General features: G+C 58.6%; 16 protein-coding genes. 2 read left to right on the top strand and 14 right to left on the bottom strand.

Annotated elements, in window-relative coordinates; translation table 11 throughout:
- Positions 1-41: 41 nt before the first annotated feature.
- Positions 42-728 (bottom strand): response regulator transcription factor, encoded by a 687-nt coding sequence (locus ACYVAC_RS17475; protein WP_461099051.1) that lies wholly within the window; start codon positions 726-728, stop codon positions 42-44.
- A gap of 564 nt (positions 729-1,292) precedes the next feature.
- On the opposite strand from ACYVAC_RS17475, the gene ACYVAC_RS17470 reads away from it, so the two are divergent.
- Positions 1,293-2,654, top strand: coding sequence for a hypothetical protein (locus ACYVAC_RS17470; RefSeq protein ID WP_461099050.1), 1,362 nt, complete (start codon positions 1,293-1,295; stop codon positions 2,652-2,654).
- 97 nt (positions 2,655-2,751) lie between these two features.
- Here ACYVAC_RS17470 and ACYVAC_RS17465 read toward each other — a convergent pair whose 3' ends face one another.
- The 3 genes from ACYVAC_RS17465 to ACYVAC_RS17455 all read right to left on the bottom strand — a co-directional run bounded on the left by ACYVAC_RS17465 (position 2,752) and on the right by ACYVAC_RS17455 (position 8,839).
- Complete coding sequence (locus ACYVAC_RS17465) at positions 2,752-4,194, bottom strand: RagB/SusD family nutrient uptake outer membrane protein (protein WP_461099049.1); 1,443 nt, start codon at positions 4,192-4,194, stop codon at positions 2,752-2,754.
- A 12-nt stretch (positions 4,195-4,206) separates the two neighbouring features.
- Positions 4,207-7,434, bottom strand: a complete 3,228-nt coding sequence (locus ACYVAC_RS17460) for a SusC/RagA family TonB-linked outer membrane protein (RefSeq protein ID WP_461099048.1) — start codon at positions 7,432-7,434, stop codon at positions 4,207-4,209.
- Positions 7,435-7,990: 556 nt separating this feature from the next.
- Positions 7,991-8,839: an SMP-30/gluconolactonase/LRE family protein gene (locus ACYVAC_RS17455; protein WP_461099047.1), complete on the bottom strand. Its 849-nt coding sequence runs from the start codon at positions 8,837-8,839 to the stop codon at positions 7,991-7,993.
- A gap of 356 nt (positions 8,840-9,195) precedes the next feature.
- On the opposite strand from ACYVAC_RS17455, the gene ACYVAC_RS17450 reads away from it, so the two are divergent.
- Complete coding sequence (locus tag ACYVAC_RS17450; protein ID WP_461099046.1) at positions 9,196-9,627, top strand: energy transducer TonB; 432 nt, start codon at positions 9,196-9,198, stop codon at positions 9,625-9,627.
- Positions 9,628-9,818: 191 nt separating this feature from the next.
- Here ACYVAC_RS17450 and ACYVAC_RS17445 read toward each other — a convergent pair whose 3' ends face one another.
- The 10 genes from ACYVAC_RS17445 to ACYVAC_RS17400 form a co-directional block, all read right to left on the bottom strand.
- Positions 9,819-10,943, bottom strand: a complete 1,125-nt coding sequence (locus ACYVAC_RS17445) for a DUF4861 family protein (RefSeq protein ID WP_461099045.1) — start codon at positions 10,941-10,943, stop codon at positions 9,819-9,821.
- Positions 10,944-10,963: 20 nt separating this feature from the next.
- Positions 10,964-11,920 (bottom strand): ROK family protein, encoded by a 957-nt coding sequence (locus ACYVAC_RS17440; RefSeq protein WP_461099044.1) that lies wholly within the window; start codon positions 11,918-11,920, stop codon positions 10,964-10,966.
- 62 nt (positions 11,921-11,982) lie between these two features.
- Complete coding sequence (kduI, locus tag ACYVAC_RS17435; RefSeq protein WP_461099043.1) at positions 11,983-12,867, bottom strand: 5-dehydro-4-deoxy-D-glucuronate isomerase; 885 nt, start codon at positions 12,865-12,867, stop codon at positions 11,983-11,985.
- Positions 12,868-13,052: 185 nt separating this feature from the next.
- Positions 13,053-14,756 carry a glycoside hydrolase family 43 protein gene (locus ACYVAC_RS17430; protein ID WP_461099042.1) on the bottom strand — a complete coding sequence of 568 codons (1,704 nt, stop codon included), beginning with the start codon at positions 14,754-14,756 and terminating at the stop codon, positions 13,053-13,055.
- Between the two features lie 46 nt (positions 14,757-14,802).
- Complete coding sequence (locus tag ACYVAC_RS17425) at positions 14,803-16,065, bottom strand: sugar MFS transporter (RefSeq protein ID WP_461099041.1); 1,263 nt, start codon at positions 16,063-16,065, stop codon at positions 14,803-14,805.
- A 254-nt stretch (positions 16,066-16,319) separates the two neighbouring features.
- Positions 16,320-17,537 carry a glycoside hydrolase family 88 protein gene (locus ACYVAC_RS17420; RefSeq protein ID WP_461099040.1) on the bottom strand — a complete coding sequence of 406 codons (1,218 nt, stop codon included), beginning with the start codon at positions 17,535-17,537 and terminating at the stop codon, positions 16,320-16,322.
- A gap of 167 nt (positions 17,538-17,704) precedes the next feature.
- On the bottom strand, positions 17,705-19,618 hold the full coding sequence (locus ACYVAC_RS17415) for a glycoside hydrolase family 97 protein (RefSeq protein WP_461099039.1): 1,914 nt from the start codon (positions 19,616-19,618) through the stop codon (positions 17,705-17,707).
- Between the two features lie 76 nt (positions 19,619-19,694).
- Positions 19,695-22,025, bottom strand: a complete 2,331-nt coding sequence (locus ACYVAC_RS17410) for a heparinase II/III domain-containing protein (RefSeq protein WP_461099038.1) — start codon at positions 22,023-22,025, stop codon at positions 19,695-19,697.
- A 59-nt stretch (positions 22,026-22,084) separates the two neighbouring features.
- Positions 22,085-23,716 carry a hypothetical protein gene (locus tag ACYVAC_RS17405; protein WP_461099037.1) on the bottom strand — a complete coding sequence of 544 codons (1,632 nt, stop codon included), beginning with the start codon at positions 23,714-23,716 and terminating at the stop codon, positions 22,085-22,087.
- A gap of 370 nt (positions 23,717-24,086) precedes the next feature.
- Positions 24,087-24,593, bottom strand: a 507-nt coding sequence (locus ACYVAC_RS17400) for a T9SS type A sorting domain-containing protein (RefSeq protein ID WP_461099036.1), incomplete at its 5' end; no start/stop codon positions are given.

The following is a 24,593-nucleotide window of genomic DNA, read 5'->3' as shown; positions in this document are numbered from 1 at the left end:
AAGCGTGTAAATGGCAGGAAAAACCGGGGGTTGGGTTGCCATTAGCCGGGGGGCGGGAGGGGTTGCAGCATGTAGCCCCGGCCAAGCACCGTATGGATCAAACGCTGTGCCGACTTACCGTCGATCTTTTTGCGCAGGGCGTTGATGTAGACTTCAACGGTATTGGGCTGGGCCTGTCCGTCCCATACATCGTTGATTAACTGGGCTTTCGTGACGGGTGAGCCCTGGTGTTGCATAAGCAACCAGAGCAGTCGACTCTCCCGGGCACTCAGGCCGATGGGCCGATTCTGGCGGTAGGCAATCTGCTGCCGCAGGTTGAACTGCAGGTCGGCGGCCTGCAGCCAGTCGGATGAGCAATCGGATTGGGTACCGATAAGGCGCTGGGCACAGGCCCGGAGCTGCTCGGGTGCGCAGGGGCGTGGCAAAAACGCCGTGGCGCCAAACCGCATGGCGGCTGTGGCTTCGGGGGTGGGGTCGGGGCGGTCGGGCGTGCCAAGCACCAGAACGGGGATCTGGCTACCCTGTGCCCGCAGGGATCGGATTAGCTCAAACCCATCGATACCCGCCAGTTCCGGTGTCAGGATCAGCAGGTCATAACCCGTGCTGGCGAGCAGTTTCCAGCCGATCTGGCCGTCGTAGGCAACCATCAGGGCAGGGGCCAGGGATTGTAGACTGGCTTCGATCGGTGGCACCTGCCCGGGGTCGGGCTCGATGAGTAAAATAGTCATGACTTCCCAGTGCTAGAATTGGTACGCCGTCGATCGTATGGGCTGGGTCGGTATTCCGCGTCCGTCCGGAGTCGGGTTATCAGGCCGGCCCAGCCCGATCGACAGGGGCAAAACTGACGGGGTCAGGTTAAAAGGAGTTGAAATGCCTGTTAAAAGGCTGTTAAAGGGTAATTGTACCTAAGTAGCGGAGTACGGTAGGTAAGGCTGGCGGGGCGATCCCTGGCCGGTAAGGTCATTCGGGAGACCTACCCCATTCGTACCGGGGCACAGCGTGTGACGCCGGCTTTATCGGCTACCGGGATACCGGGTCGAACCCGCTTTTAGGGGGCTGGCGCCGGGATGTCGGCTCAGGGGGGCGGGTCAGACAATATCGGGGGGGGCGCCGGCGAAGCCACTATACAGGTTGGTAATTGACGCGGATTTGCTTTCTTTGGCCGGTTTGCCAACCGGCCGGCTGGCGGGTTTCGGGCACCCGAACCTGCCTCTGGCCCGGCAGGCAGATTACCTGACCAACCACCTGTTGTTTTTTGCCTGCGCCTTTGCCGCGCGGGCGCTCGAACTGCTATGCCCGAAACCACTACGTCGCCAAACACCCCCCTTACCCCCGATGAGCAGGAGAAGCTCCGGGAATTGACCACCCAGAGCTGGAACCTTGAACTTGCGATTTCCGGGGTGGCTATGTTTGCCATGCTGCAACTGCCCGACCTGCTCGATGCGGGCTACACCTACCTGCGGTTCAATCTCCTGGATCAGACATCGGGTATGGCGTCTATGTTGCCTACACTGGCCTACAGTACCATTCGTGCCAGCTGCTATGTGTTGTTTGTGGCCTTCCTGGCCAACTTCGTCATGCGGGCGTTCTGGGTGGGCCTGGTCGGCCTGCTGGCCGTTTTTCCCGGCGGTATCCAGTATAACCGCATACCGTTTACCACCCCTTATTCGCAACAGCGCCTGGCCGATGAGCTGGGGCCCCTCGACCGGTATATTCTCTGGCTCGACAAGCGGTGCAACATCGTGTTTGCCATTGCGTTTCAGATGGTCTTTATCCTCATTGTGATCGGTCTGTTTTATGTGATCGCGATGCTTATTTATCTGGTTATTCGGCCTTTTGTACCGGCCCAGGCCTGGACCGGTATCAAGATCGCCTGTGTTGGCCTGTATCTGCTGTACATGGTGGCCGCTATCCTGCTGAGCCAGAAAAAAATCAAGGAAACGCCCCGGGGGATTCGGCTCAACTACCAGCTAACCCGAATCGGGCGCGCGTTTACCCTGGGTACCTACAAACACTCGTCGTACGTGACCAATACCCTGTACAGCAACATCCAGCCGGGCCGGTTCTTTCAGACGATTGCGCTTTTCTCGCTTGTGTTCTTTGTGCTGTTCGCGTTTGAAATCATCTCCGATATTGCCCGCAGCAACGGTCGGACCTCGCTGCTGAACACCCGACATCTTTTTACCGCCCGCATCGACAGTCTGTATGTCGACCCAACCACTTACGATACCCAGCGACCCGATGGCGCCCTGGTCGACCGGGCATCGATCCAGTCGGATGTGATCCGGGAGCCGTATCTACGGTTGTTCATCGCCTATCCCAAGGCACTCGATACGCTGCTCACGGCCATTGCGCCCGAACCGGCCTGGAGCGACACCCTGTCGCGACCGGCCCTGCGTCGGGCGTTTGCGTCGTGGAGTCAGCAGCAGATCAACAAACTGATTCGCATCACGGTCAACGATTCGACCCTGGCCCGTACGGAGTTGCTGTTTACCAAAGCCGGCCCGCAGGAGCAGCGCGGCTGGCAGACGGTGCTGGTACCGGGTAATCTGAAAACGGGTCGAAACCTGGTTCGGGTAGCACTGGCCGATCCCCGCAAAAAAATACCTGACGAGCTGATTGCCATTCCGTTCTGGTACGTGCCTGAGCCCTGAGCGACCGCCGGTTGCGCCAGTGCCCCCAAAAAAATTGTTCCGGCCATCGGAGCGGTATAGTCCCCGACGACCGGAACGGTCAGCTGCTTCGTATGGGCTAGTAGCCCGGGTTTTGCGGAAACGTTGCCGGATTGTTGTACGTATCGATTTCGGCCTGCGGAATCGGGTACAGCAGCCGATTGGCCGGCACCGTAATCTTGGTGACCTGCAGCGCACTGACGGCGGTATTGGTCCGAACCAGATCGAACCAGCGGTCGTTTTCGAGTGCCAGTTCCAGCCGCCGTTCGTTGAGCACGGCATCCCGGAAGGCGGCCTGGGTGGCCAGCTGTGCCGCCGTATAGACTGGGGCGCCGGCGCGGTTCCGTACGGCGTTGAGGCTGGTAAGCGCATCGCCCGTGGCCTGGTAGCCCACTTCGTTGAGGGCTTCGGCGTAAAGCAGCAGTACATCGGCATAGCGCAGCACCGGCACATCGTTGCCCACATCGTTGGTAGCCGACACCTCGTCGTACCATTTGCGCGGCACCACGTTTACATTGCTCGGCACCGGAATCTGCACGGTCAGCGGCTGGCGCTTGTCGCCGGCCGGGTAGGCCGCCCGCAGCGAAGGCTCAATATTGTCGCCGATATTGGTGCCGTAGAACAGGCCATGCCCCTCGGGCAGCGCCCCGCCGACACCTTTCCTGAACTTCACGGCGAACAGAATTTCGGCGTTGTTTTTATTGGTAACCAGAAACACGTCGGCCACATTGGGCAGCAGCCGATAGGTGCCCGCGGCAATGACCTCGCGCAGCACCGGCACAGCCTGGGCAAACTTTTTCTGGGTGATATACACCTTGCCGAGTAGCGCTTTAGCCGCCCCCGAGGTGGCCCGGCCTACATCTGTTCCGGTGTAGGTGGCGGGCAGGCCGGCGGCCGCATCGGTCAAATCGTTCTCGATGGCGGCATACACATCGGCCACCGGATTGCGGGTATAGGTCCGGGCGTCGGCGGTACTGCCGGCTTTAAGGACGAGCGGCACCGCCCCCCACAACCGCACCAGGTTGAAATACGACAGGGCCCGGATAAACTGCGCTTCGCCCTTGTAGCGGGCTTTCAGGCCAGCATCGATACCGGTCCCCGGCTGGCCCGCTCCCGGTTGGCCGGCCCCGTCAATTTTGTCCAGAATCTGATTGGTGCGGTTGATGCCGGCATACAGGCTTCCCCACGTATCGCGCAGAATGGTGTTGGTGGTTGGCTCGATAAAGCGGTCGATGTTGTAGCGCAGGCCGGCGTTCGATGAGGGGTCGTTGTCGAGCACATTATCGCTGCGGGCTTCGAGCAGGGTGTTGAAGTCGCCCCCGTACTGGTTGCTCGATTGAAGCACATCGTACGCGCCATTGACGGCATTGTTGAAATCGTTGGCCGTCTGGTAAAAATTGTCGGCGTTGGGCTGCGACTGGGGGGTAAGGTCCAGAAAGTTCGACTGGCACGCGCTCAGCAGCAGCGACAGCGTGAGGGCACCGGTGAGGGGTGCCGTAAATCGATGAAACGACGATTGCATGGTGAGGGTGGGTTAGAAACTAAGGTTTAAACCGATCGAAGTGGTCCGGGCCAGCGGGTAGGTGCCGTAGTCCTCGCCCTGCGACAGCGCATTGTCGGGGCGGGCGCTCACGTCGGGGTTATACCCGGTGTATTTCGTGAACGTAAACGGGTTCTGGGTGGTCACATACAGGCGCGCCCGGTTGAGCTTCAGCCGCTGCAGCATCGTATTGGGCAGCGTATAGCCCAGCGTAATCGTACGGATCCGGACATACGAGCCGTTTTCGATATGCCAGGTGGAGATTTCACCGTTCGATCCCGTCGACAGGCGATTGGCCCGGTTGACCAGGCCATTGCCTATGTTGTCGGGCGACTGCCAGCGATCGAGCGCCCCCCGGAACTGATTGCCGTTACCCTCCGAGTTGAAGACGTAGCGCCGGATCAGGTTCAGGATTTTATTGCCCTGTACCCCCTGCACGGTGGCCCCCAGGTCGAAACCCGCGTATGTGAAACGGGTGGTAAAGCCAAATGTGTATTTCGGAAAATAGCTGCCCGTGACGGTGCGGTCGCTGCTGAAATCGATTTTTTTGTCGCCGTTCACGTCGATAAACCGGAAGTCGCCGGGGCGCGTGGTGGAGGTATGCGGGTAGGCGTCGACTTCGGCCTGATTCTTAAATACGCCGTCGTACAACATGGTCCAGTACTGCCCGATTGGCTCGCCGATGCGGGTGATGAACTGCGCACCGGCCACCCCGCCCGACACGATAATCGGATCGCCCGACGCGCCCAGGGCCCGCACTTCGTTGCGGTTGGCGGCCAGGTTCACATTGGCGGTCCAGCCCAGCCGTCCGAAGGTTTGCTGGGTGCCGAGCGTCAGTTCGATACCCTGGTTGTTGACCTTCCCGATGTTCTGAAGTTCGGTGCTGAAACCCGAGGCACGCGGAACAGGTACGTTCAGCAGCAGATCGGAGGTGTTGGCGTTGTAGTAATCGACGGTCAGGCTCAGCCGGTTGCGGAAGAAATTAGCGTCGAAGCCCACATCGAGCATGGCCGTTTTTTCCCAGCGCAGCCGGTCGTTGGCCGAGTTGCCGGGAGCCAGCCCGCTCACGATGGATTCGGCCCCCAGCACGTAGTTCTGGTAGTTGAGCAAACTGACCGATCCGTAGTTTGGGATCTGGAAGTTGCCTGTCAGGCCGTAACTGGCGCGGATCTTCAGGTCGCTCAGCCAGGATACATTTTTCAGAAACGATTCCTGCGAGACGTTCCACCCCGCCGACACGCTCGGAAAATAACCCCAGCGGTTGGCCGACCCGAAGCGCGAAGAGCCATCGGCCCGCACGGCCGCCGAGAGCAGGTACTTACCCAGGTAGTCATACTGGGCCCGGCCGATGTACGACAGCAGCGACCACTCCTGAATATCCGAGCTGCCCGCCGTGACCTGTCCGGCATTGAGCGTGGGCACCAGGTCGTTGGGGTAGTTGGTGGCCGTTAGTTCCGAAGCCGTCCGGCGGTCTTTCTGGGCTGAAAAACCGGCCAGGCCCGATACCGTGTGGGGGCCAAACTGTCGGTTGTAGTTCAGCGTATGCTCCACCAGCCAGTTGACGTAGTTCTGGGTTCGGGAGAAACCCGTTGGGATAGACGGGCCTTTGCGGTCCCGGATCTCCACCGTCGACGGCCGGTAATAATCGCGCTGGAAATTGTTGATGTCGGTGCCAACGCTCAGCCGGTACGATAAGCCTTTGGTAATGTCGTACTGGGCGTAGGCACTGCCCAGCAGTCGCAGCTGGTTCAGCTTGTCCTTTACTTCGTTAGCTACCGCCACCGGGTTCAGGATAGACGTAGCGCCGTAGCCCCAGCCGTTGCCATCGAAGTTGTAAGTACCGTTGGCGTTGTAGACCGGGAAAATAGGGGCGAGCTGCAGGGCCAGCCCGATGACCCCGTCGGCCAGATACGGACCTTCGGCCTTGATCAGATCGTGGTGCGAGTAGGTGGGGTTCAGGTTCAGCCCGACCGAGAGACGCCCGCTCCTGATGTCGAGATTGGCGCGGCCGCCGTAGCGTTTATAACCCGAATTGATGACGATGCCCTGCTGGTCGAGGTAATTGCCCGACACATAGTACCGCACACTGGCCCGGTCCGACGTGCCGGTGCCCCCACTGATCGACAGGGTGTGGTTCTGAATGGGGGCCTGCCGGAAAATGGCATCCTGCCAGTCGGTATTGGTGAGGCCGGCCTGCCCCGACAAATAAGGCACTACCTGGGGCGGAATCAGCGTGCTCGGCGCGCCGACCCCCACGTTCCGAACCTCGTTGGGGTCGGTGGCCTTACCCGTTGGGTTACGATCGAGGTAAGCCGTGTTTTTGGCTTCGGCGTTGAGCGTCGCGTATTCGTAGGCATTGAGCAAATCCAGCTTCTTGCTGACCTGCTGAAAACCCACGAAGGTGTCGTAGCTGATGGTTGTTTTGCCTTCCTTGCCGCGCTTTGTAGTCAGCAGCACAACCCCGTTGGAGCCCCGCGAGCCGTAGATGGCGGCCGCACTGGCGTCTTTCAGCACCTCGATACTTTCGATATCATCGGTATTGATCGTACTGAGCACGTTGATCGGGTTATCGGGAAACTGGGTGTTGGTACTGCCGGTCGCAAACTTGGTATCGCGCGAAAGCGGCACCCCGTCGATTACGTAGAGCGGGTCGAGGCCGGCGCTGATCGAACCGGTGCCGCGTACCCGCACCTGCAGGGCCGCGCCCGGTGCGCCGGAGGTCTGAACCACCTGCACCCCGGCGATTTTGGCGGCCAGTGCGTTGTCGAAACTCACCACGGGCTGGTTGGCCAGGTCCCGCGCCCGCACCGACCCAATGGCCGTGGTGATGTCGCGCCGGTTCTGCACCCCGTACCCAACCACCACCACTTCGCTCAGGGCGTTGTTCGACGCCGTCAGCCTGGCATCGATCACCGACCGGTTGCCTGCGCGTTCTTCGAGGGGCTGGTAGCCGATAAACGAAAAGACCAGCGTGGGCTGCGCGGTGCCAGCCGGCACATTCAGCCGGTACCCACCCTGGGCATCGGTCGAGATGCCGATGGATGACCCTTTAAGCTGTACCGTAGCGCCGGCCAGCACCTCGCTGGTAGCGGCATCGCGCACGGTGCCCGTAAGTGTGGTTTGGGCCCAGGCGCTTATCGTGAGGAGGCACACGAAGCCGAGTGGCAGACCGCGCCGGAACCAGCGCTGTAACTGGAATGGTAGAAGTGTTCGATCGATCATGTAGGTTGTTTTTGGATGAATGACCCGGATAACACCACGGCTGCAGAACGGCAACAATAGCGTGGGTCGGAATTAGGAAAAATTACCGCTCCACATCAGAAGTACCCGATCAACCGGCGCCGATCCGGTCGCGCCAGCGGCTCATCTCAGTTATACCTGCGCATACCGGGCTGGGTAGGCGGGCCAACTAAATCACCGGGGCGGGCCAAAGGAACTGGCTAATTGGAAAAGTCCGAGTGGTCGGTAGGGTAGTAGGACTAGTAGCCTACTTGGTTAATAGGCTTAAAGGAATGAAAAGAATCCGGTACAGACAAGGACATGAGCCGCGTTTTTTCAGCTGACCGTTACCCGTGCGTTCCTGAGCAGGGAGTAGCGGCCTGGTGCGCTGACCAATTGGTTGACTGAAAAACCGGAAGACTACCCCATATACCAGGCAGTAAGTTGCTGATTCGACGGGCTGTTCGACTGAAGGTGGGGGGGCTAATCAGCCCGCCTGTAGTCCGTCTGACCGGGGCGGGGCCAGACGGACAACAGGCGCACTAGGGGCGCCAGATCGCTACCGGATCGAGTACGCTTTAACCGTGTTGTGAAAAAAGGTCGGCACGTAGACCACACCGGTTGCCGGGTTGTAGCCGATGTCGGCCGAGCTGATTTTCTGGGTTGACGTGTCGAGCTTTAAATCCGAAGTGCCGTCGGCCCCGATGTACCAAACCTTGCCGCCCCATTCGGTAACCATATAGGTGTTGTTGCCCAGGGCTACAATACCGTCGATACCACCCGATACTTTGCCCAGGGTTTTGAGTTGTTTGGTGCCCAGATCAAAGCTAAGCAGCGAACCGTCGCCATTGCCGATCAGCAGGCGGTTGTTTTCGAACAAGAGGCCGTTTGTGCCCTTTAGGGGCGCTTCGCCCAACACCAGGCTGGTTTTGCCGTTGGCCAGCGCCCACACTTTGCTGTCGTTGGAGTCGGTAATGTAGATCACCCCTTTTTTGGGGTCGACAGCGATGTCGTTCAGAAACTTGGCCCCCTCGATCGGATACCGCTTCTGCACGGCTCCGGTAGCCAGATCGATCTGGGCAACCTGCGTCATCTCGGTGACGTAGAGGCTGTTGCCCAATATACCCATGCCCTTCGTCGAATTCAGCTTGTCGGTAAACTTCAGGTTGATGACCTTGCCATCCAGCCCCAGTTTGGCAATGTAACTGCCGTTGTTGGCCAGTGTGGGGCCGCCGTTGATACACGCCACGTAGAGTACGTTCCGGGCCGGATCGAGCAACACACTTTCCGGGGTGCGCAGGGTCGTATCCGTTTCCCACACCGGTTTTAACGAGACAGACTGGGCAGTCGCCAGCGAAGCCAGCCCGAGCAGCAAGGCGGGAAGTAAGGTCAGGGCAGGTCGTTTCATGAACTAGTTGGTATACAGGGTTGATCGGGCAGTATTGCCGGCGGTGAATGTAGAAAGAACGAACTGATTTTCGGCTGGCTGACGGCTGATTGTTCAGGCTAATGGCAGCCGCAAGCCCAACAACGAGCGCTCACTGGGGTACTTACCAGCGCCCGCGTTGGGGATTGGCCGCGATGGCGGACCGTATGGCTAACGGGATGGGCCAGCGGTGGCGCTTAGGCCTGACAGCCGCCGTGCCACTACAGGCCGCAGGCTAAATCGGGAAGCCGTAGCGACGCAAAACCCGTACTTCTACGTGCTGAAGCGCGCTGGATTTGGCTTACTCTTGTCATATCCTGTACACCAACATCGTCCACATGAACCCTAAATCACGGCCTGAAACGCGTCGATCGGCGCGGTATGCGTTGCTGACGGTACTACTGAGCGTAGCCCTGGGCTCCGTTCGGGCACAAACAGAGCCGGCCCGCGAGACGGCGCTCTTTACGGTAGTCGAACAGCCGCCCGAATTTGTGGGTGGTATGAAAGCGTACGAGTTCTTTATGAAAAGCAGGGTGCGCCAGGTAAAGGACACCGCGCAAGTAAAGCAGACCGGTAAGGTATTCGTTAGCTTTACGGTCACCAGTCAGGGGATTATTGAAGCCGCCAGGGCACTGAACCGGCCGGGATCAACTGAAGCGGCCGAAGCCGTACGGCTGGTGCAAAGCATGCCCCCCTGGAACCCCGGCAAGCAGGCCGGGCGTCCGGTCAATGTCCGGTACAACGTAGTTATCAATTTCAGCGAGCGTTGAGGGGCTTGCCGGGTGTACCGGTCAGTGGTCCGGGTTTCACCTTTCGACGCTGGGCCGATGGGCGGGAGACGGGCCACTGTACAGCCAACGCTACCTCTGTGCGCGCGCAGATGGCCGGTCGCCATTGGTCGGGCACGGAGGGGCCGTAACCTGCCCAAACGGACAGCGGCTGATATGGTCCTGAAGTGGTTTTATTTCCCCACCGTGATACGGGGCGGGTTTCGGCGTTGCTGCGCATACTGACGCAGGTAGGCAAACCAGTCTCGGCTCGAGGTGATCCGGCCTGCTTTGTCCCAGGCGCCACCCGAGTAGTAGGTTAGCTCACCGGATGGGGGCGCATCGAGTCGGGCCAGCAGATGATCGTATCGGGTCAGCATCCGAACGGGCGTATCCGGAAATACACAACCGATGCCCAGTGTACCATCGGCTCCGTGTGCCGGCTCCCAGTAGCCAAGCACCCCGGCCTGTTCGTCGAGCAGTACCGGGCTGGGCTCTTTACGCTGGCTGATGCCGACCACCATTGGCAACGCTTTGCCCGACGTTTGCTCGATGTGTACCTGCACCTTGTTGAGTTGCGAGCCCGCATCCAGCGTAACGGTTCGCACTTCCCGAACCGTTACGCCATGAAACGTGTAGGGGTCGAACCGAACCCGGAAGGTGGTGCGCAGGGGGCCGTTGTCCAGCACTTCCCAGGTTCGGTAGTTGTGTATGAACTGGAGGGAATCGTTCAGAAATACGGCAATGTCGCCCGCGCCGAGGGTCAGCCCCACGTGGTAGTAATCCAGCCCTTCGCCGTGGTCGTTGTGGTAATCATTTTCCTTGTACCATTTATTCAGTATCAGCTGACTGGTTCGTTTGGCCCAGATGTCGGTGCCATACGCATTGTCTGATCGGCCATTCAGGGCTGCGCCATACAGACGAAAGGCTACCCGGTCGTTTTCCCAGGCAAAGTCATCGAAGCGTTCGGGAACAAAGCGGCCGTAGGTTCTGGGCGATGTCGGGGCTGATTTGCCCGCCTGCAGGATCAGGTCAACGGATTGGTTGGGGCCAATGGACAATTGTACCAGTAGTTGCTGCACATCCTTCGTACCGCGTCGTTCCAGCTGGTAGGCCAGGGGTTGCCGGCTACCCCGCTTCACCACCTGGAAATGGGCGGTGTCGATACGGGGATACGCTTTTTTTACCGCAGCCCACGGAATTTCGATGACCTGTTCGGTGAGGGGCACCGCTGCCGGGTTCCTGACCCGGATCGGCGTCTGGGCGCCGGCGAACTGGCTGAGCAGACAGAACGAAACGAAAAATGAAAACAGCTTCATGGTCTTGTTGTCGGATCGGTTTACAGTAAGGCAGCGCCAAATACCCCGGCGCTATCGCCCAGTTTGGGTTTCAAAATGAGCGTTTCCAGCCGGTTGTCATTGAATACGTACTGACGGGCCCGTTCAACGCCTTCGGTGTACAGCAGATCGACGTTGCCGACGCCCCCACCCAGAATGATTGCATCGGGGTCGAGCATATTCACGATGGTCGATATGGCCCGGGCAAAGTAAGTCAGCAGCCGCTCGACAGTGGCGTTGGCAACGGGGTCGATACCCTGGTGGTAGCGCTCAAGAATCTCCTTCAGATTTCGGTTTTTGCCACTCTGTTCGAGGTAAAAACGCTGTAGGGCCGGTCCGGAAATAACCTGCTCGTTACAGCCCCGCTTGCCGCAGTAACAGGCATAGCCGTTTTCTTCCAGGATATTATGGCCCCACTCGCCCCCGATACCCTGCCGGCCGGCCTGTACAACGGCCTGCCCGTCGAGCCCCCGAAAGATTACCCCGCCCCCGACTCCTGTGCCCAGAATGACCCCAAAAACGCTCTGGTAGTCGGGTACAACATCCTGAACAATCCCCATGGTGGCTTCCGACAGGGCAAAACAGTTGGCATCGTTCATGATGGCAATCGTCAGGCCGAGCGCTTTCGACAGGTCGTCGTGAAACGGTCGGCCGTTGATGCAGGTCATGTTCGAGTTCTTCATGGTGCTGCTCGCCGGGTCGATTGTACCGGGCGTACAGAAACCGATGCGTTCGGGGACCAGACCCGTTTCGGTTTTCAACAACTCGACGAGCCGGACAATCTGACTGATGATATGATCATAGCCATAGTGTGACTCGGTATCAATTCGCCGACGAATGAGTACGGCGTTGGGCGAAGGGGCCGACAGCACGACCCCTTCAATCTTGGTGCCGCCCAGATCGATACCCCAGTATGTGCGCCGGGACACGGTGCGCAGGTCTTCCGATAACGTGTTCAAATGCTTGATTTTCAGTAATAAACTTGCCTGCTGGTAACAAGATGGTACCAACTCCGCCAGACCTAGCGCAGTTTGGTGATCGGACAGAAATCCATGTCGCCATAGTCCAGATTTTCGCCGGCCATACCCCAGATAAACGTGTAGTTAGACGTACCTGCTCCGGCGTGGATCGACCAGTTGGGCGAGATGACAGCCTGCTCGTTCTGCATCCAGACCGGCCGTGTTTCCTGCGGCTGCCCCATAAAATGGCAGACACTTTGCCCCTCGGGTACTTCAAAATAGAAATACACCTCCATGCGCCGGTCGTGGGTATGGGCGGGCATGGTATTCCAGATGCTGCCGGGCTTCAGCTCCGTCATGCCCATCTGCAGCTGGCAGGTCGGCAATACGCTGTTAACCAGCAGCTTGTTGATGGTGCGGTGGTTGGCCGTTTCGGGGCTACCCAGCTCGACTACTTCGGCATCGGCCTTCGCTACCTTGCGGGTGGGGTAGGACCGACTGGCCGGCGTCGAGTTCAGGTAGAATTTGGCCGGGTTGGCCGCATCGAGCGACGCGAAGGAAACCTGCTGCGTACCCTGACCAACGTAAAGGGCTTCCTTGTAGCCGAGATAATAAGCAACCCCATCGGCCACCACCTGACCGGGGCCACCCACGTTGATCATACCCAGTTCGCGCCGTTCCAGAAAAAAGGCGGCCTTCAGCTGGGCGGGTGCTTCCAGCGCTATGGGCTCCGTTGCGGGCATTACCCCACCGGTCAGAAAGCGGTCGAAGAAGGAGAGCACCCAGTTGAACTGGCCTGTAACGAACAGCGTGTCGATGAGAAAGTGCTGCCGGATCTGCTGCGTGTCCATCGCCTTCACTTCGGCTGGCGAGGTGGCGTATCGACTGTCGAATGAAATAAGTGGTTTCGCCTGGCCACTGGCAGCGACCTCCTGTTCTGTTTGCATAAACGAGTTGATTAAAAGCTACTCAGGTGAGCGGCTGGTTGATGCGTGCGGTGCGTGGGGACGATCCCCTTTTAGCCCTAAATAGTAACCCGACGGGCCGTAATACCCTTCTGAACGCAGTTTATTGGCGATAAAGGCCCGTATCTGGGCGGTGGTTTTGTCAGCAAACCCGGTTTCCCGGGCCTTTAGCGAGGTGCGTTTACGGCTACCGGTATGGGTTCGACCCGAAACCAGTCGATGTCGGCGTAGCTGCCCGTCCGAACGCCCCGCTGGCTGGTGCAGAACAGACCGACTTTGGCGCTTGTCCATTTCTCCGGCTGTGCCCGGAAGGGTTTACCAATAAGCACATACATCTGCCCATCCAGGCTGTAACTGAACTGACACAGGGCATTGGGGCTGGTTATCTGCACGCGGAGGTAGGCCATGCCCGTCGGCAGGGGTTGTTCGGCAATAACCTGCTCGGGACTTTGGTTCATGGCGTCTTTACAGAAAACCTGCCGCAGTTTGTAGCCCGTACTGTCCCGACAGATTGCCAGATAGCCGTAGTCGTTACCCATCACTACCAGGCCTGCATGCTTACCGGGGGTGCCCCACTCGGCCGTGAGTTTGACGGGGGCCGTAGCCATGAAATCGGGGGCGGGAAATTTCTGCAGCAGGAGGTTGGGGGTTGGCCACAGATTAACGGCTTTTTCGGGCTGAGGAATGGCAAACAGCCGCAACGACCCCTTGCCGCGCATAAGCGCACTCCAGGTTACGCGGGGGTTGGCCTGCCATTGCCACTGTAGCCCCAGCGTATCGGTATCGAAGGCATCGCTGCTGGCGGGGGCAGTTGGGGCTATCTGTTGTTTTACAGCTAGTTTGCGGAAGGTGGTTACGGGTTCGCCCACGCCATTTCCGTCCTGATCCTGACCCATCAGCGGCCAGTCGTTCACCCAGCGCAGGGGCTGGAGGTGTACAATCCGGCCGTAGGCTCCGGCATCCTGAAAATGCATGAACCAGTCTTCGCCAGGTTTGCCACCGGTGGCCGGAACATCGATCCAGGCTCCCTGATGAGGGCCGTTTATGGCTGTTTTTCCCTGCTCCAGCACAATTTTGGCTTCGTAGGGGCCGTAGATGTTCGTTGAGCGAAGCGCCAGCTGCCAGCCCGTTGCCACCCCGCCGGCGGGCGCCAGCAGGTAGTAATAACCGTTTCGTTTGTAGAGTTTGGGACCTTCGAGGGTTGGGTGCTGGTCATGCCCGTCGAATACGTGCTTGCCTTCGTCCAGGACGGCCATGCCATCCGGCCGCATGCGCCGGAGGGTGAGCAAACTGTTGACACCGGCCCGGCTGGCCGCCCAGCCATGAACCAGATACGCCTGCCCGTTATCGTCCCAGAACGGACAGGGGTCGATAATGCCTTTGCCGGCCAGTACGAGTACCGGGGCCGACCAGGGGCCGGTTGGTTGTTTAGCATTCACGACGTAAACGCCGTGGTCGGGATCGCCCCAGTAAATAACAAACTCGCCATTATGGTATCGCATACTGGGTGCCCATACGCCGTAGGCGTGCTGCGGTACATCGAAAAAGTCGGCGGGGAGTTGTTTGGTCAGGGCATGACCGATCAACCGCCAGTTTACCAGATCGCGCGAATGCAGGATTGGCAGACCCGGCATACAGTGAAAGCTGGAGGCCGTCAGGTAGTAGTCGGGCCCCACCCGGATTACATCGGGGTCGGAGTAATCGGCGTTCAGAACCGGATTTCTGTAGGTGCCGTCGCCCTGATCGGGCAACCACACGGGCGCGTTGGCAACGGGTTTCGAGGCCGGTTTGCTGGCCGGAACCGACTGGGCCGTAGCCGACAGAGCGGTTGCCAGCGCAGCCCCACAAAAGAGATAGAAAAAAACGTTCATGCGTTGGGCAGGCCCGGGGCCGATCGGCCCGGCGAAGCGTTTGTGGCTATCGGATTTTATAGAATCGGGCGCCGAACAGAAAAATGACGACGTAGCAGACGATGGGCAGATAATAGGCTGCGGCCACGTCGGTATCGGCGAGCTGACCCATCAGGGGCGGGAACAGCGCACCGCCCACAACGCCCATCACGATAAACGATGAGGCCTGCTGCGTTTTGTCGCCCATCCCCTTCAGGCCCAGGCTGAAAATGGTGGGGAACATAATGCTGAAAAAGAAATTCAGCATCAGCAGCGCCACAAACGAGGGCCAGCCAAAACTTTGCGCGATGATCAGACACATCAGTACGTTGCCCAGCGCGAAACCGGCCAGCAGTTTATTCGGTGCGATGAACCGCATCAGGTAGGTGCCCACAAAGCGGCCAATCATCATCATCACCATACTCAGGGCAAAATAATAGGAGGCCTGTTCGGCTGCGAAGCCCATTTTCTCGACACCATAGTTGATAAAAAAGGCCCATGTTCCTCCCTGGGCCGCCGTGTTGAACAACTGGGCAACCACGGCCCAGATGAAGTGCGGGTACTGCCAGAGACTCCTCGACTGCTGCAACGTATCGGTGGTGGTGGCAATCGCATAAGCATCGGCTTCGGCTTCAAGGGCGTGTGCATCCTGCACCGGCGGCACCTTTACGAAGGAGAACGCAATGGCAATGCTCAGAATAACGGAGCCGATAATGATGTAGAGCATTTTTACCGATTCCAGGTCATTGGAGTGCGTCTGGCCACCCCGCAGAATGAAATAGCCACCGATGAGGGGGCCAATCACCGCGCCCAGACCGTTGAACGACTGCGCAAAATTGATGCGCTGATCGCTGGTTCGCTGATCGCCCAGCCCCGCCACGAAGGGGTGCGCAACCGTTTCCAGCGTAGCCAGGCCGCACGCAAGAATAAAGAGGGCCACCCGAAAAAAACCGAATGATTCGGCGTTGGCGGCCGGCACAAACAGAAAGGCCCCCACCGCATAAAGCCCCAGCCCAAGCAGAACGCCTTTCTTGTAGCCGAACCGCTTCATAAACAAACCCGCCGGAATACCCATGATGGCGTATGCGCCGAAGATGGAAAACTGCACCAGGCCCGACTCGGCCTTGGATACGTGCAGCACATTCTGAAAATGCCGGTTCAACACGTCGCCCATGGTAATGGCAACACCCCAGAGCATGAACAGGGAGGTGACGAAGATGAACGTAATGAGGTACTTTTTCTCGGTAAACGAAGCGGATGGAGCGGTGGTCGGAACGGAACTCGATTGCATGAGGAAAGGATCAGGGCGCTGTAAAGACTATCATCAGGAAATAGACAGCCGCTGGCTTTTTATACCCAACAGCCGAACGAAGTTTTAGCCATCACCTGCAAAAAAAACGTCTCCGACAGCAGTAGAGACGTTTCTTAACCAATCCTACAGGCTATGCACAGGCTTTTCTGTACCCGTGGTGTGGGGTGCGTGCATGGCCCGACCTGGCGGTCTGCCCCGATGCGCCGGCACCGGGCAGACCGCCTGGCTTCGGGCTATAGCGGTGCCAGAACCGGTTTGCCGGCCTGTAGTTTTTTCAGGCGCATCAGGGCCTCGATGTAATAATAATCGGCGTAGTTGATCGAGGCATCGACCTCGCTATTGTTGGGTTTGTGGCCCGTGCTGTGCAACAGAAAGGCATCATTCACCTGGCGGCTCTGGTAGGTGGCCGATGATAAACGTACCAGCATCTGCTCCGCTTTGGCGCGGTAGGTCGTTGCTTTGGCTTTGTCTTTCACCAGCGTCGAGAGTTCGAGCAGGGCCGAGGCTGTAACGGCGGCCGCCGAGGCATCTCGGGGCGCGTTCGGAATATCCGGCGCATTGAAATCCCAGTACGGAATCAGGTCTTTGGGGAGACGCTTCAGGTAGACGTCCGACACCTTCTGGGCGAAGTCCAGAAACGTGGGGTCTTTTGTTTCCCGGTAAACCATCGTATAGCCATATATCGCCCAGCTCTGTCCCCGCGCCCACATCGAATGATCGGCGTAGCCCTGGTGGGTAACGCCCTTTATTTTCCGGCCCGTCTGGCGGTCATACACAACCGCATGATAAGACGTGTAGTCGGGGCGGAAATGGTTTTTCATGGTTGTTGTCGCGTGCGAAACCGCCATGTCGTACAGGCGCTGGCCACCGCCGTTTTTCGAGGCCCAGAACAGCAGTTCGAGGTTGATCATGTTGTCCATGATGGTGTTGTGCTGGGGCCATTCCATGTTCGGTACCGGGCGTGGCCACGACAGAATGGTGCCGACCCTGGGGTTGAAGAGTGTAGCCAGCGTATCGGCGGTTGCCAGCAGGATTTTTTTGTAGGCCTGGTCGCCCGTCAGCCGTAAGCCGTTACCGAAACTGCAATACATCTGGAAACCCAGATCATGGTCGATGGCCGGCTGGTAGGCGAGGGGTGTCAGCTCCCGCGTGAACGAATCGGCTTTGGCTTTCCAGGCGGGGTCTTTGGTGTATTCGTAGAGGTACCAGAGCGTACCTGGCCAGAATCCGCTGGTCCAGTCTTTGTAGCTGATGTAAGTCCAGTTTTTCCTGCCGTTCAGAATGTTACGGGGTAAATTCGGTTCGGTGGCGGGGAGCGACGCAGCGGTTTTGGTTGCCTGCTGCACGCAGTACGTAAGGGCCGTATCGGCCGGAAGGCGGTTTTGAGTCGGGGTGAAACCGAAAAAAAACGCAAGCAGAAAAAGTATGATACTGAATCGGGAAAACGACATGATAGGAATACAAATCAATTATTCATAAATAGACGACCAGAGCCGAACCGTACCCTTTTTTGCCCAACTCATTTGTAGACGTCAGCAAGCGCGCGGCCGGGGCCGTGCGCTTGATCGACTCCCGCCAAACGGGGGAGGAGGGGGGGGCGTACATCAGCCGGGCCTGGCTACTTAACCGGGGTCAGCCAAACGGCCTGACCGCCACGCGGCAGCAGCTTCATCTCCAGCGACTGGCCGGCCGTTACGGTACTGGTCGACACGCGAACCTGCGTTTTAGTCGGCACGGCCGGGTCGTCGGTGTAGCGGTGCGCTACGTAACGTTTCCCCCTGGGCAGAAAATCGAGTGGCAGCGACAGCGTACGGCCGTCGTTGTTGGTGATCGTACCAACAAACCAGTCGTCTCCGCTCCGGCGGGCAATCGTAACGTACTCCCCGATGGCGTCGTGTATCACTTTCGTATCGTCCCAGACGGTGGGTACTTTCTCAAAAAACTCGATTTCGGGTTCGCCACCGTACTGCTCCGGTTTGTCGTACCAGAACACCGATTGCAGCGGACTGTACGAAATGACATTCATCGCCAGCTGGTGCGCATGGGTGTTTTTGAGCCGTTTGTCGTAGTAGCAGATCGTGTAGTCCCCCGCTCCGGCCAGGTAGCGCGTGAAGGGTAGCACCGTGTTGTGGGTGGCATCGGGAAACTCCTCGTTGCCCCGGATACCTTCCTGCGTCAGCACATTGGGATACGTCCGGCTGGTGCCCGTCGGGCGGTATTCGTCGTGGATGTTGACCAGCAGGCCATTGTCCAGCGCTTTTCGTTTAGCTTCCGTAAGCCAGGTCATCCAGCGGTGCGACCCTACTTCCACAAAGCCGAACTTGACCCCCTTGACGCCCCATTTTTTGTACAGCGGAAAAAGCTCGTCCATCTGTTTATACAGTGCCTGCAGGTTCACATATAGAATCACGCCCACGTTTTTCGACTTTCCGTAGGCAATCACCTGGGGCATATCGATGGGGGCCACTACCTGCCGGGCGTCCGAGTTGAAGGTAAATGCCGGGCCGTACCATTTCCAGTCGAACAGCATGTACTGCAGGTTGTGGGCAGCTGCAAAGTCGATGCATGACAAAGCTCCCTGGGTGGTTAGTGTCACCTCCCGCATCAGCTTGCCCGGCCTGATCCAGTCGGTATTGGTCACCGTAGCGGGCGGGTTCAGGTTGAGCATAATATCGTTGTTTTCGAGCAGCGCGCCCAGCCGATTCGCTACCATCACCACCCGCCAGGGCGTACCCACATCCGACATCAGGTCGACGCTCTCGTACAGCGACGTAACAACCGTGTTGGCTTTAGTGGCGGAGAGCTTGAACTTGGTCATGGCGTAGTCGGTCAGTTGCGCTTCGGCCAGCGAAGCATACAAGCCGTTGGGCAGCGACAGGGTGAGCGGGCGTTCCGAGTCTTCGGGCCAGCGGTCTGTTTCACGACCGGACAGGGGCAATGCCTGATAGGCTCCCTGCGCCCAGGCCGTGTACCAGGCTTTGGTATTGGCGGGCAAGGTAAACTCCGAGTTTTCGGCCATCACGCGATAGTACAGACCCCTGGGCTGCTCCGGAAAGAAATACCGGAACGCCATGCCCGCATTATAGGCCCTGAAAATGACGTGCAGCGAATAGTCCGGCGCGTCGGGCTTCTGCAGCTGAATCTCCAGTTGGTTGTACTGATCCCGAATGAGGCTGCGTTCGCCGTAGACTGGCTTCCAGGTCGTGTCTTTCGTCGACTTTACGACGTTTCTGATCACCAGATCGTCGCACCAGCCGGCGCCCAGCGTGCCGGGGGGCGTGGTTACTTTATGGGCCATGGCGTGCTCGAACACGTGATTGTCGATCTGTACGCCCAGCCCCGACTCCAGCATTACGGGTTTTCCGTCGTAGCTGACCCGGTAAGTCATCTGCTTCCGGCCGGGAGCCACTTCTTTTTGCTTAAAAAAGACCTCTAGCTTACCATCGGGTGAAAGCAGACGGGTTTCGGGCGTTTGGGCGAACGCTGTCTGGATTGATAGAACGCAGACAATCAATAAACTAAAACGGAGCATGGGCAAAAGGTTTTGACAGGATTCACAGGATCGACATGATTAATCCGGAGACATCCTGTCAATCCTGTCAAAAAGATTAGTTCGTTTGATCAACATCAATTCGCAACAACTTCCCCGAATCGTAGGCGGGCGAAACGGCCTTATTGTTCACATTAAGTTTAGTTACGTTTTCGAAGCCCAGCGAGGCCTCGATCAGCGGCTGACCCTGTAACTGCACATCGAGTTGAGACCCTGTGCGCGCTGCGTGCAGGAACACTTTAGATAGCGAACTCAGCAGCGGTCTGCCCCGGTGGCGGAGGTAGCTGCCATTGCCGATAAAAACGGAAGAAAGCTGAGCGGGGTCCTGCCGGTTAGTGCCCTCGGGAAAGGTGATGGCCGACAGGTAGGCATCGGTTTCCCAGTCGCCGATGGTTAGGTTGGCGTTGCGGTGCATCAGCCGACCATCGGCCAGCAGGTTGATATACACTTCGGTCACCTGTCCGTTCTGGGTGATGCGCAGGTTCAGGTAGTTGGTACCTTCGAACTTCTCGATGACCGGCAGGTTGGTTCGGCCGGCGGCCCCGTTGGCTCCCGATGAGCCGGTGGCGGTCTGAATCGGCTGGTTCGTGTCGTCGAGCAGCAGAATGGCGCTGACCAGCTTGGTCCGGTCACTCTTTTCGGGCGGAGAGAGGACGTAGTATGGGATTTTGACGTTGGTGGTCCGGTCCTGCAGGCCGTACTCCGTGCGGAACGTCAGTTTTTCGGGGAAATCGTGTGGGTAGCCCAACGGCAGGGTCTCGGGGTAGAGCGGCCGGAACAGGATGGCAGCTTTGTTGTTGGTTATCTCCAGGTCGGGCCCGCGTTTGACGGCTTTGTCGGCGTAATGCAGCAGAAAATCGAACTGGCCGCTCTCGTAGGTTTTCAGGTCGTCGATGAGCAGAATCACGTTACCGATCCAGAGAAAATTCCGGTAGTTCCGCAGAAAGTTGCGCGAGGTGGGCCCGGTAGCATCGGCCAGCAGGTATTTCAGTGAACCGCCATCGAGCAGGTGGTAAAGGTGCCCCGGATTCTTTACGGCATTGTACTGATCGCGGGCATCCTGCGCCTGACCATTGAACAGCACCACGTTGTGCGCCTGACTTTTCACAAAATAGCTGCTGTATTCGGGATTGCCGTAGCCCACGTCACCCCCGTCGATGAGCAGGTATTCGCCCTTGTGGTAGAGCACAAACGAGCCCGCATCAGCGTGGGCATGATTCCAGGTATAGCCGCTTTTTACGCCCAGCATGGTGGCGTCGGGCTTCCAGGACGACCGGAGCATGCCCCAGCCCATCGCGCCATAGATCGCCGAAGGCGGCAGCGAGGGCACGGCCGGAGCGGGTTTACTGTCGGGCTGGTACAGCAGGCCCATGGGCGTGCCGACGTTCAGGTCTTCCCGAAACGGTGTCTTGGCGGTATGCTGAATGTACCAGTAGTAATCGTCGTTGCCCAGCCCCAGCGCCATCATCAGCTTGGCCAGTCGTTCGCCGTTGGCAAAGTCGTTGCTATCGCCGAAGTTCAGCGACAGCAGGGGCTTGTCGCCACTGCGGGGGTAGGCCGTATGCATGAACCAGTCGGCGGTTTTTTGCAGCAGCTTATCGTAGGGCATCGTCAACGGCCCCAGCGCATTTGTGTAGGCCAGCCGGAACTGGATATACTCACCTAGGCCGTAGTTGGCGTAGCTGACACTTTCGTAGAAACCACCCGCCGGGTCGAAGTTGGCGGGTTTGTTCTCCAGTAAACTGCCCGCGAAGGCAAACCACTGCCGACTGTCCTGCATGATGTCGGTAGCCCACTGGCGGGCCTGCGGCTGTTCGTTCATCACCGCGAGCGACGCAATACCTGCTTCGAACACGATAGCCGCCCACCAGTTGTGGCCCATGTTGTCGAGCGATTGAATTCGCCTGGTTTTGGAGAGCCAGTCGCCTGCCGATGGTTCGATCCCCAGCTTCACAATCTGGCCGGCAATGGTACGGCGCTCGTCTGGGGTCAGGGCGTTGTAGATGGCGTCGAATGTAACGGAGGCCGTCCAGTTGTTATGGCTGGTACCGAGTCCGGCATTCCAGCGGGGGGTACGGTCGTCCATGCCGTCCCAGAAAGGGCGGCCGGTTAGGTCGGTGAGCAGCGTTTTGGCCCGGTCGGCATAGCGTTTATCGCCAGTCATCGTATAAGCCAGCGCCAGTTGCTCCATATTGCCGCCTTTAGGGTCGCCCAGCCAGCCCTCACACCGTTTCTGCAGGGCATTCCAGCGATTGGCCAGCAGCGTATCGGTTTTGATACGGGCTTTCAGTCGTTCGGTTCGCTGCGGGGTGTAGAACAGATAAGGATGTTGTTTTGGTTTGTTCGATTGGGCAAGTCCGAACTGGCTGGTTACCAGCAGGCTAAGCATTAGCAGGCAAAAAATAAGCGTTCGCATCATCAACGGATTAGGACATTGGCCGGGGGCTATCACGGCTGGATCAGGATTGTTTGCTCGACAGGGGTGGCCGACTGGATCGCATCGCCGACGCTTGTGCCATACTGCCAGGCTACCACCGTAACCGTTACTGGCCGGCGGCTACGCGGAGGGATGGGGGTAAACACCAGCCGGTTGCCTTCTACAAAGGCGGGCCCCGCCTTCACATAGTAATGCACCGGCAAACCCACGCTCGACACGGCCCGGAGGTCGAGCGATCGGCTGCCTGCTGCCCGAGCGGGCACACGGGTAAACGTGATGTGTTGCGGTTTGCCGGTTGTGTTCGCTATTGGAAACCGCAGATTGGCCTGCTGCACGATGCTTTTGTACTCGGCGTCGCCGTCGTTGGCCGCCAGCAGCCAGATATCGTTCGAGCGTTTCGGATTGTTGAACCCCATCCGATAAAAGCTGAGCTGAAACGTGGTGTCGTTCAGTTTGCGGACCGGGCCGCAGATTCGGGTGATGCGAATGGGCGTGTGGGCATGCGCGGTGGTTTCCCTTACACGCGAGGTGTCGGTAAAAGCGCTGCTCAGCTGAAAGGTAATGCCATCGGCCTCGGGTAAAAAAGGCAGCTGGTAACTGGCGTGGCTCTTGTTAGGTTTGGAGAACGCTCCGTTTTGTCGGAAGCCCAGCTGCTGCGGCTTTTTGGCCCGTGCCTGCCGGTAAATAGCCTCGGTAGCCTGGGCTATCTCCTCATCGAAATACCAGCTGGCTGTTCGCCTGTCGCCTTTATAACGCTGGTACGGGGCCGGAGCCGCCGTAGGAAGGCTGTCTTTTCGCCAGCGGTCCATGAGCCAGCCCTTTTGCGGTTCGATGGGGGTCAGTATCACCGTGTCCGATTGGTTCGATTGGCTGGGCAGACGGTACCGGGCCGCTTTCTGGATAAACAAAGCCAGGTAACGAACCATACTGTCGGAGAAATCGAAGTGGCCCCGGCCGGCATCGGCCAGTAGACTAAACGGAGTTTCAGGGTGATAGGCAACGTAGGCAAAGGCGGGTTTGAGCCGCTCGTCCCACCATTCGTATTCGCCCATCACCAGCAGGCCCGGAACGCCCTCGATGGTTCGCCCGGCCCAGTCAGGATTGGGCCGGCCACTGCCCGTAAGGTTCGTTTGCGGGGCATCGCCATGTACCGAAACGACGGCCAGCGTGCGGCCTGGATTCCAGGCGGCAAAATTCCACGGATAACTCGCCAGCGCTGAATGCCCCAGCGGTACAACCGGGGCAATGGCCAGTTCTGAATAGCCCGACACGTCGGCCAGCCGCTGCATCATGTCCTGAAACTCGGCCCCTGCACCGTTGGAAGTGGCGGTACGTCTCCAGTCGAAGGTCTGGTTGAACATGGGCGTGACCCAGACGATGGCAAAGCCCAGCTGGCCCATGGTCTGTCGGAAATCGGGATGTTCGAAGATGCCTTCTTCGAGCATGTTGTGCTGACCAACCACCACGCCCCGCACGTACGGGCACGTTTCGGGAATCCACAAAAAGGCCTGTGGGTGTTCGTTGGTTTCAGCCGAAACAACGGAAGGTAGGGGCGTCGACCATTGCCAGACCTGCGCCGAGGCCGAAACGGCCACGCAAAGCAGCACCAGTAACCAACCTATGCCCAGCCCATGGCTATTCATACAACGCTTTCCCGACAAATCTGGTCGTGTCTCCTGTCAGGAAATAGACCGCACAGTCCGTGTTATACCCCTGCCGTGGCGTAGAAAAATAAATTGCTCCCGGGGCCATCGCAGGCAGACGAACGGCTATCTCGTTCGGGTCCATCCCGGCGTCAAACCGGTTTGGGCTGATTCATGGAGCCGGACCACCCGACAAGCTAGTGCCTGTTCGCGGCAGCGGCTTCAACGAATAATTCGGAACGAGACAGGCGTGGTCCGGCACCTGAAGCCACTGGTCATACCGACACGACCGCCTACAAAAACGGGAATGGAAGCGCCATCCGCTTCCATTCCCGTTTACAAACGACCACGTTGTCCTGATTATACCTGACTAGGGCCTGATCAGTTTCAGGGTTGCTTTGTCCGTGTTCGTTGTGGCCTGCAGCAGGTAAAGGCCTGCCTTCGAACCAATGGGAATCACGAGTTGCCGCCCAGGGTTGACCATATCGATTTGCTGTTCGAACAGCCGCTTGCCCGTCAGATCGGTCAGCGTTAGCTGAATAACCTGGCCGGAAGCGCCCCCGATTACAACCACAGCCTGATCGCCCAAAACCGGGTTGCCCAGCGCCGTCAGGGTTAGTGAGTCATCGGTATGGCTTCCGATCCGGCCGGCGCCCGAGCAGACTGACTGCCAGCGGTAGGCATAGGTGGCCTCGGCTCCCGACTGGCTGGCTTTCAGGTAGATGACGGGGTTGTCGGTATAGAGCTTCAGGCTAACGGACTGGGCCAAAAAGCTGGTGGTGGGCAGCGTTTCGTTGACGATCTGGAAGGTAATGGGCTGGCCATCGGTGCCCGTGTACCGGGGCGTAAACGTCAGCTGGCGTTCGTGCGTGCTGAG

This window comes from Spirosoma luteolum, from assembly GCF_054778875.1.
Note: the sequence above shows the minus strand (reverse complement) of the source record. Positions and strands in the feature narration are given on the sequence as shown.

Excerpts from the sequence above, each read along its gene's own strand:
- ACYVAC_RS17450 (WP_461099046.1), top strand. The coding sequence starts at position 9,196 with ATGAACCCTAAATCACGGCCTGAAACGCGTCGATCGGCGCGGTATGCG.
- ACYVAC_RS17425 (WP_461099041.1), bottom strand. The coding sequence starts at position 16,065 with ATGCAATCGAGTTCCGTTCCGACCACCGCTCCATCCGCTTCGTTTACC.
- ACYVAC_RS17470 (WP_461099050.1), top strand. The coding sequence starts at position 1,293 with ATGCCCGAAACCACTACGTCGCCAAACACCCCCCTTACCCCCGATGAG.
- ACYVAC_RS17410 (WP_461099038.1), bottom strand. The coding sequence starts at position 22,025 with ATGCTTAGCCTGCTGGTAACCAGCCAGTTCGGACTTGCCCAATCGAAC.
- ACYVAC_RS17475 (WP_461099051.1), bottom strand. The coding sequence starts at position 728 with ATGACTATTTTACTCATCGAGCCCGACCCCGGGCAGGTGCCACCGATC.
- ACYVAC_RS17415 (WP_461099039.1), bottom strand. The coding sequence starts at position 19,618 with ATGCTCCGTTTTAGTTTATTGATTGTCTGCGTTCTATCAATCCAGACA.
- ACYVAC_RS17455 (WP_461099047.1), bottom strand. The coding sequence starts at position 8,839 with ATGAAACGACCTGCCCTGACCTTACTTCCCGCCTTGCTGCTCGGGCTG.
- ACYVAC_RS17420 (WP_461099040.1), bottom strand. The coding sequence starts at position 17,537 with ATGTCGTTTTCCCGATTCAGTATCATACTTTTTCTGCTTGCGTTTTTT.
- ACYVAC_RS17430 (WP_461099042.1), bottom strand. The coding sequence starts at position 14,756 with ATGAACGTTTTTTTCTATCTCTTTTGTGGGGCTGCGCTGGCAACCGCT.
- kduI (WP_461099043.1), bottom strand. The coding sequence starts at position 12,867 with ATGCAAACAGAACAGGAGGTCGCTGCCAGTGGCCAGGCGAAACCACTT.
- ACYVAC_RS17460 (WP_461099048.1), bottom strand. The coding sequence starts at position 7,434 with ATGATCGATCGAACACTTCTACCATTCCAGTTACAGCGCTGGTTCCGG.
- ACYVAC_RS17445 (WP_461099045.1), bottom strand. The coding sequence starts at position 10,943 with ATGAAGCTGTTTTCATTTTTCGTTTCGTTCTGTCTGCTCAGCCAGTTC.
- ACYVAC_RS17405 (WP_461099037.1), bottom strand. The coding sequence starts at position 23,716 with ATGAATAGCCATGGGCTGGGCATAGGTTGGTTACTGGTGCTGCTTTGC.
- ACYVAC_RS17465 (WP_461099049.1), bottom strand. The coding sequence starts at position 4,194 with ATGCAATCGTCGTTTCATCGATTTACGGCACCCCTCACCGGTGCCCTC.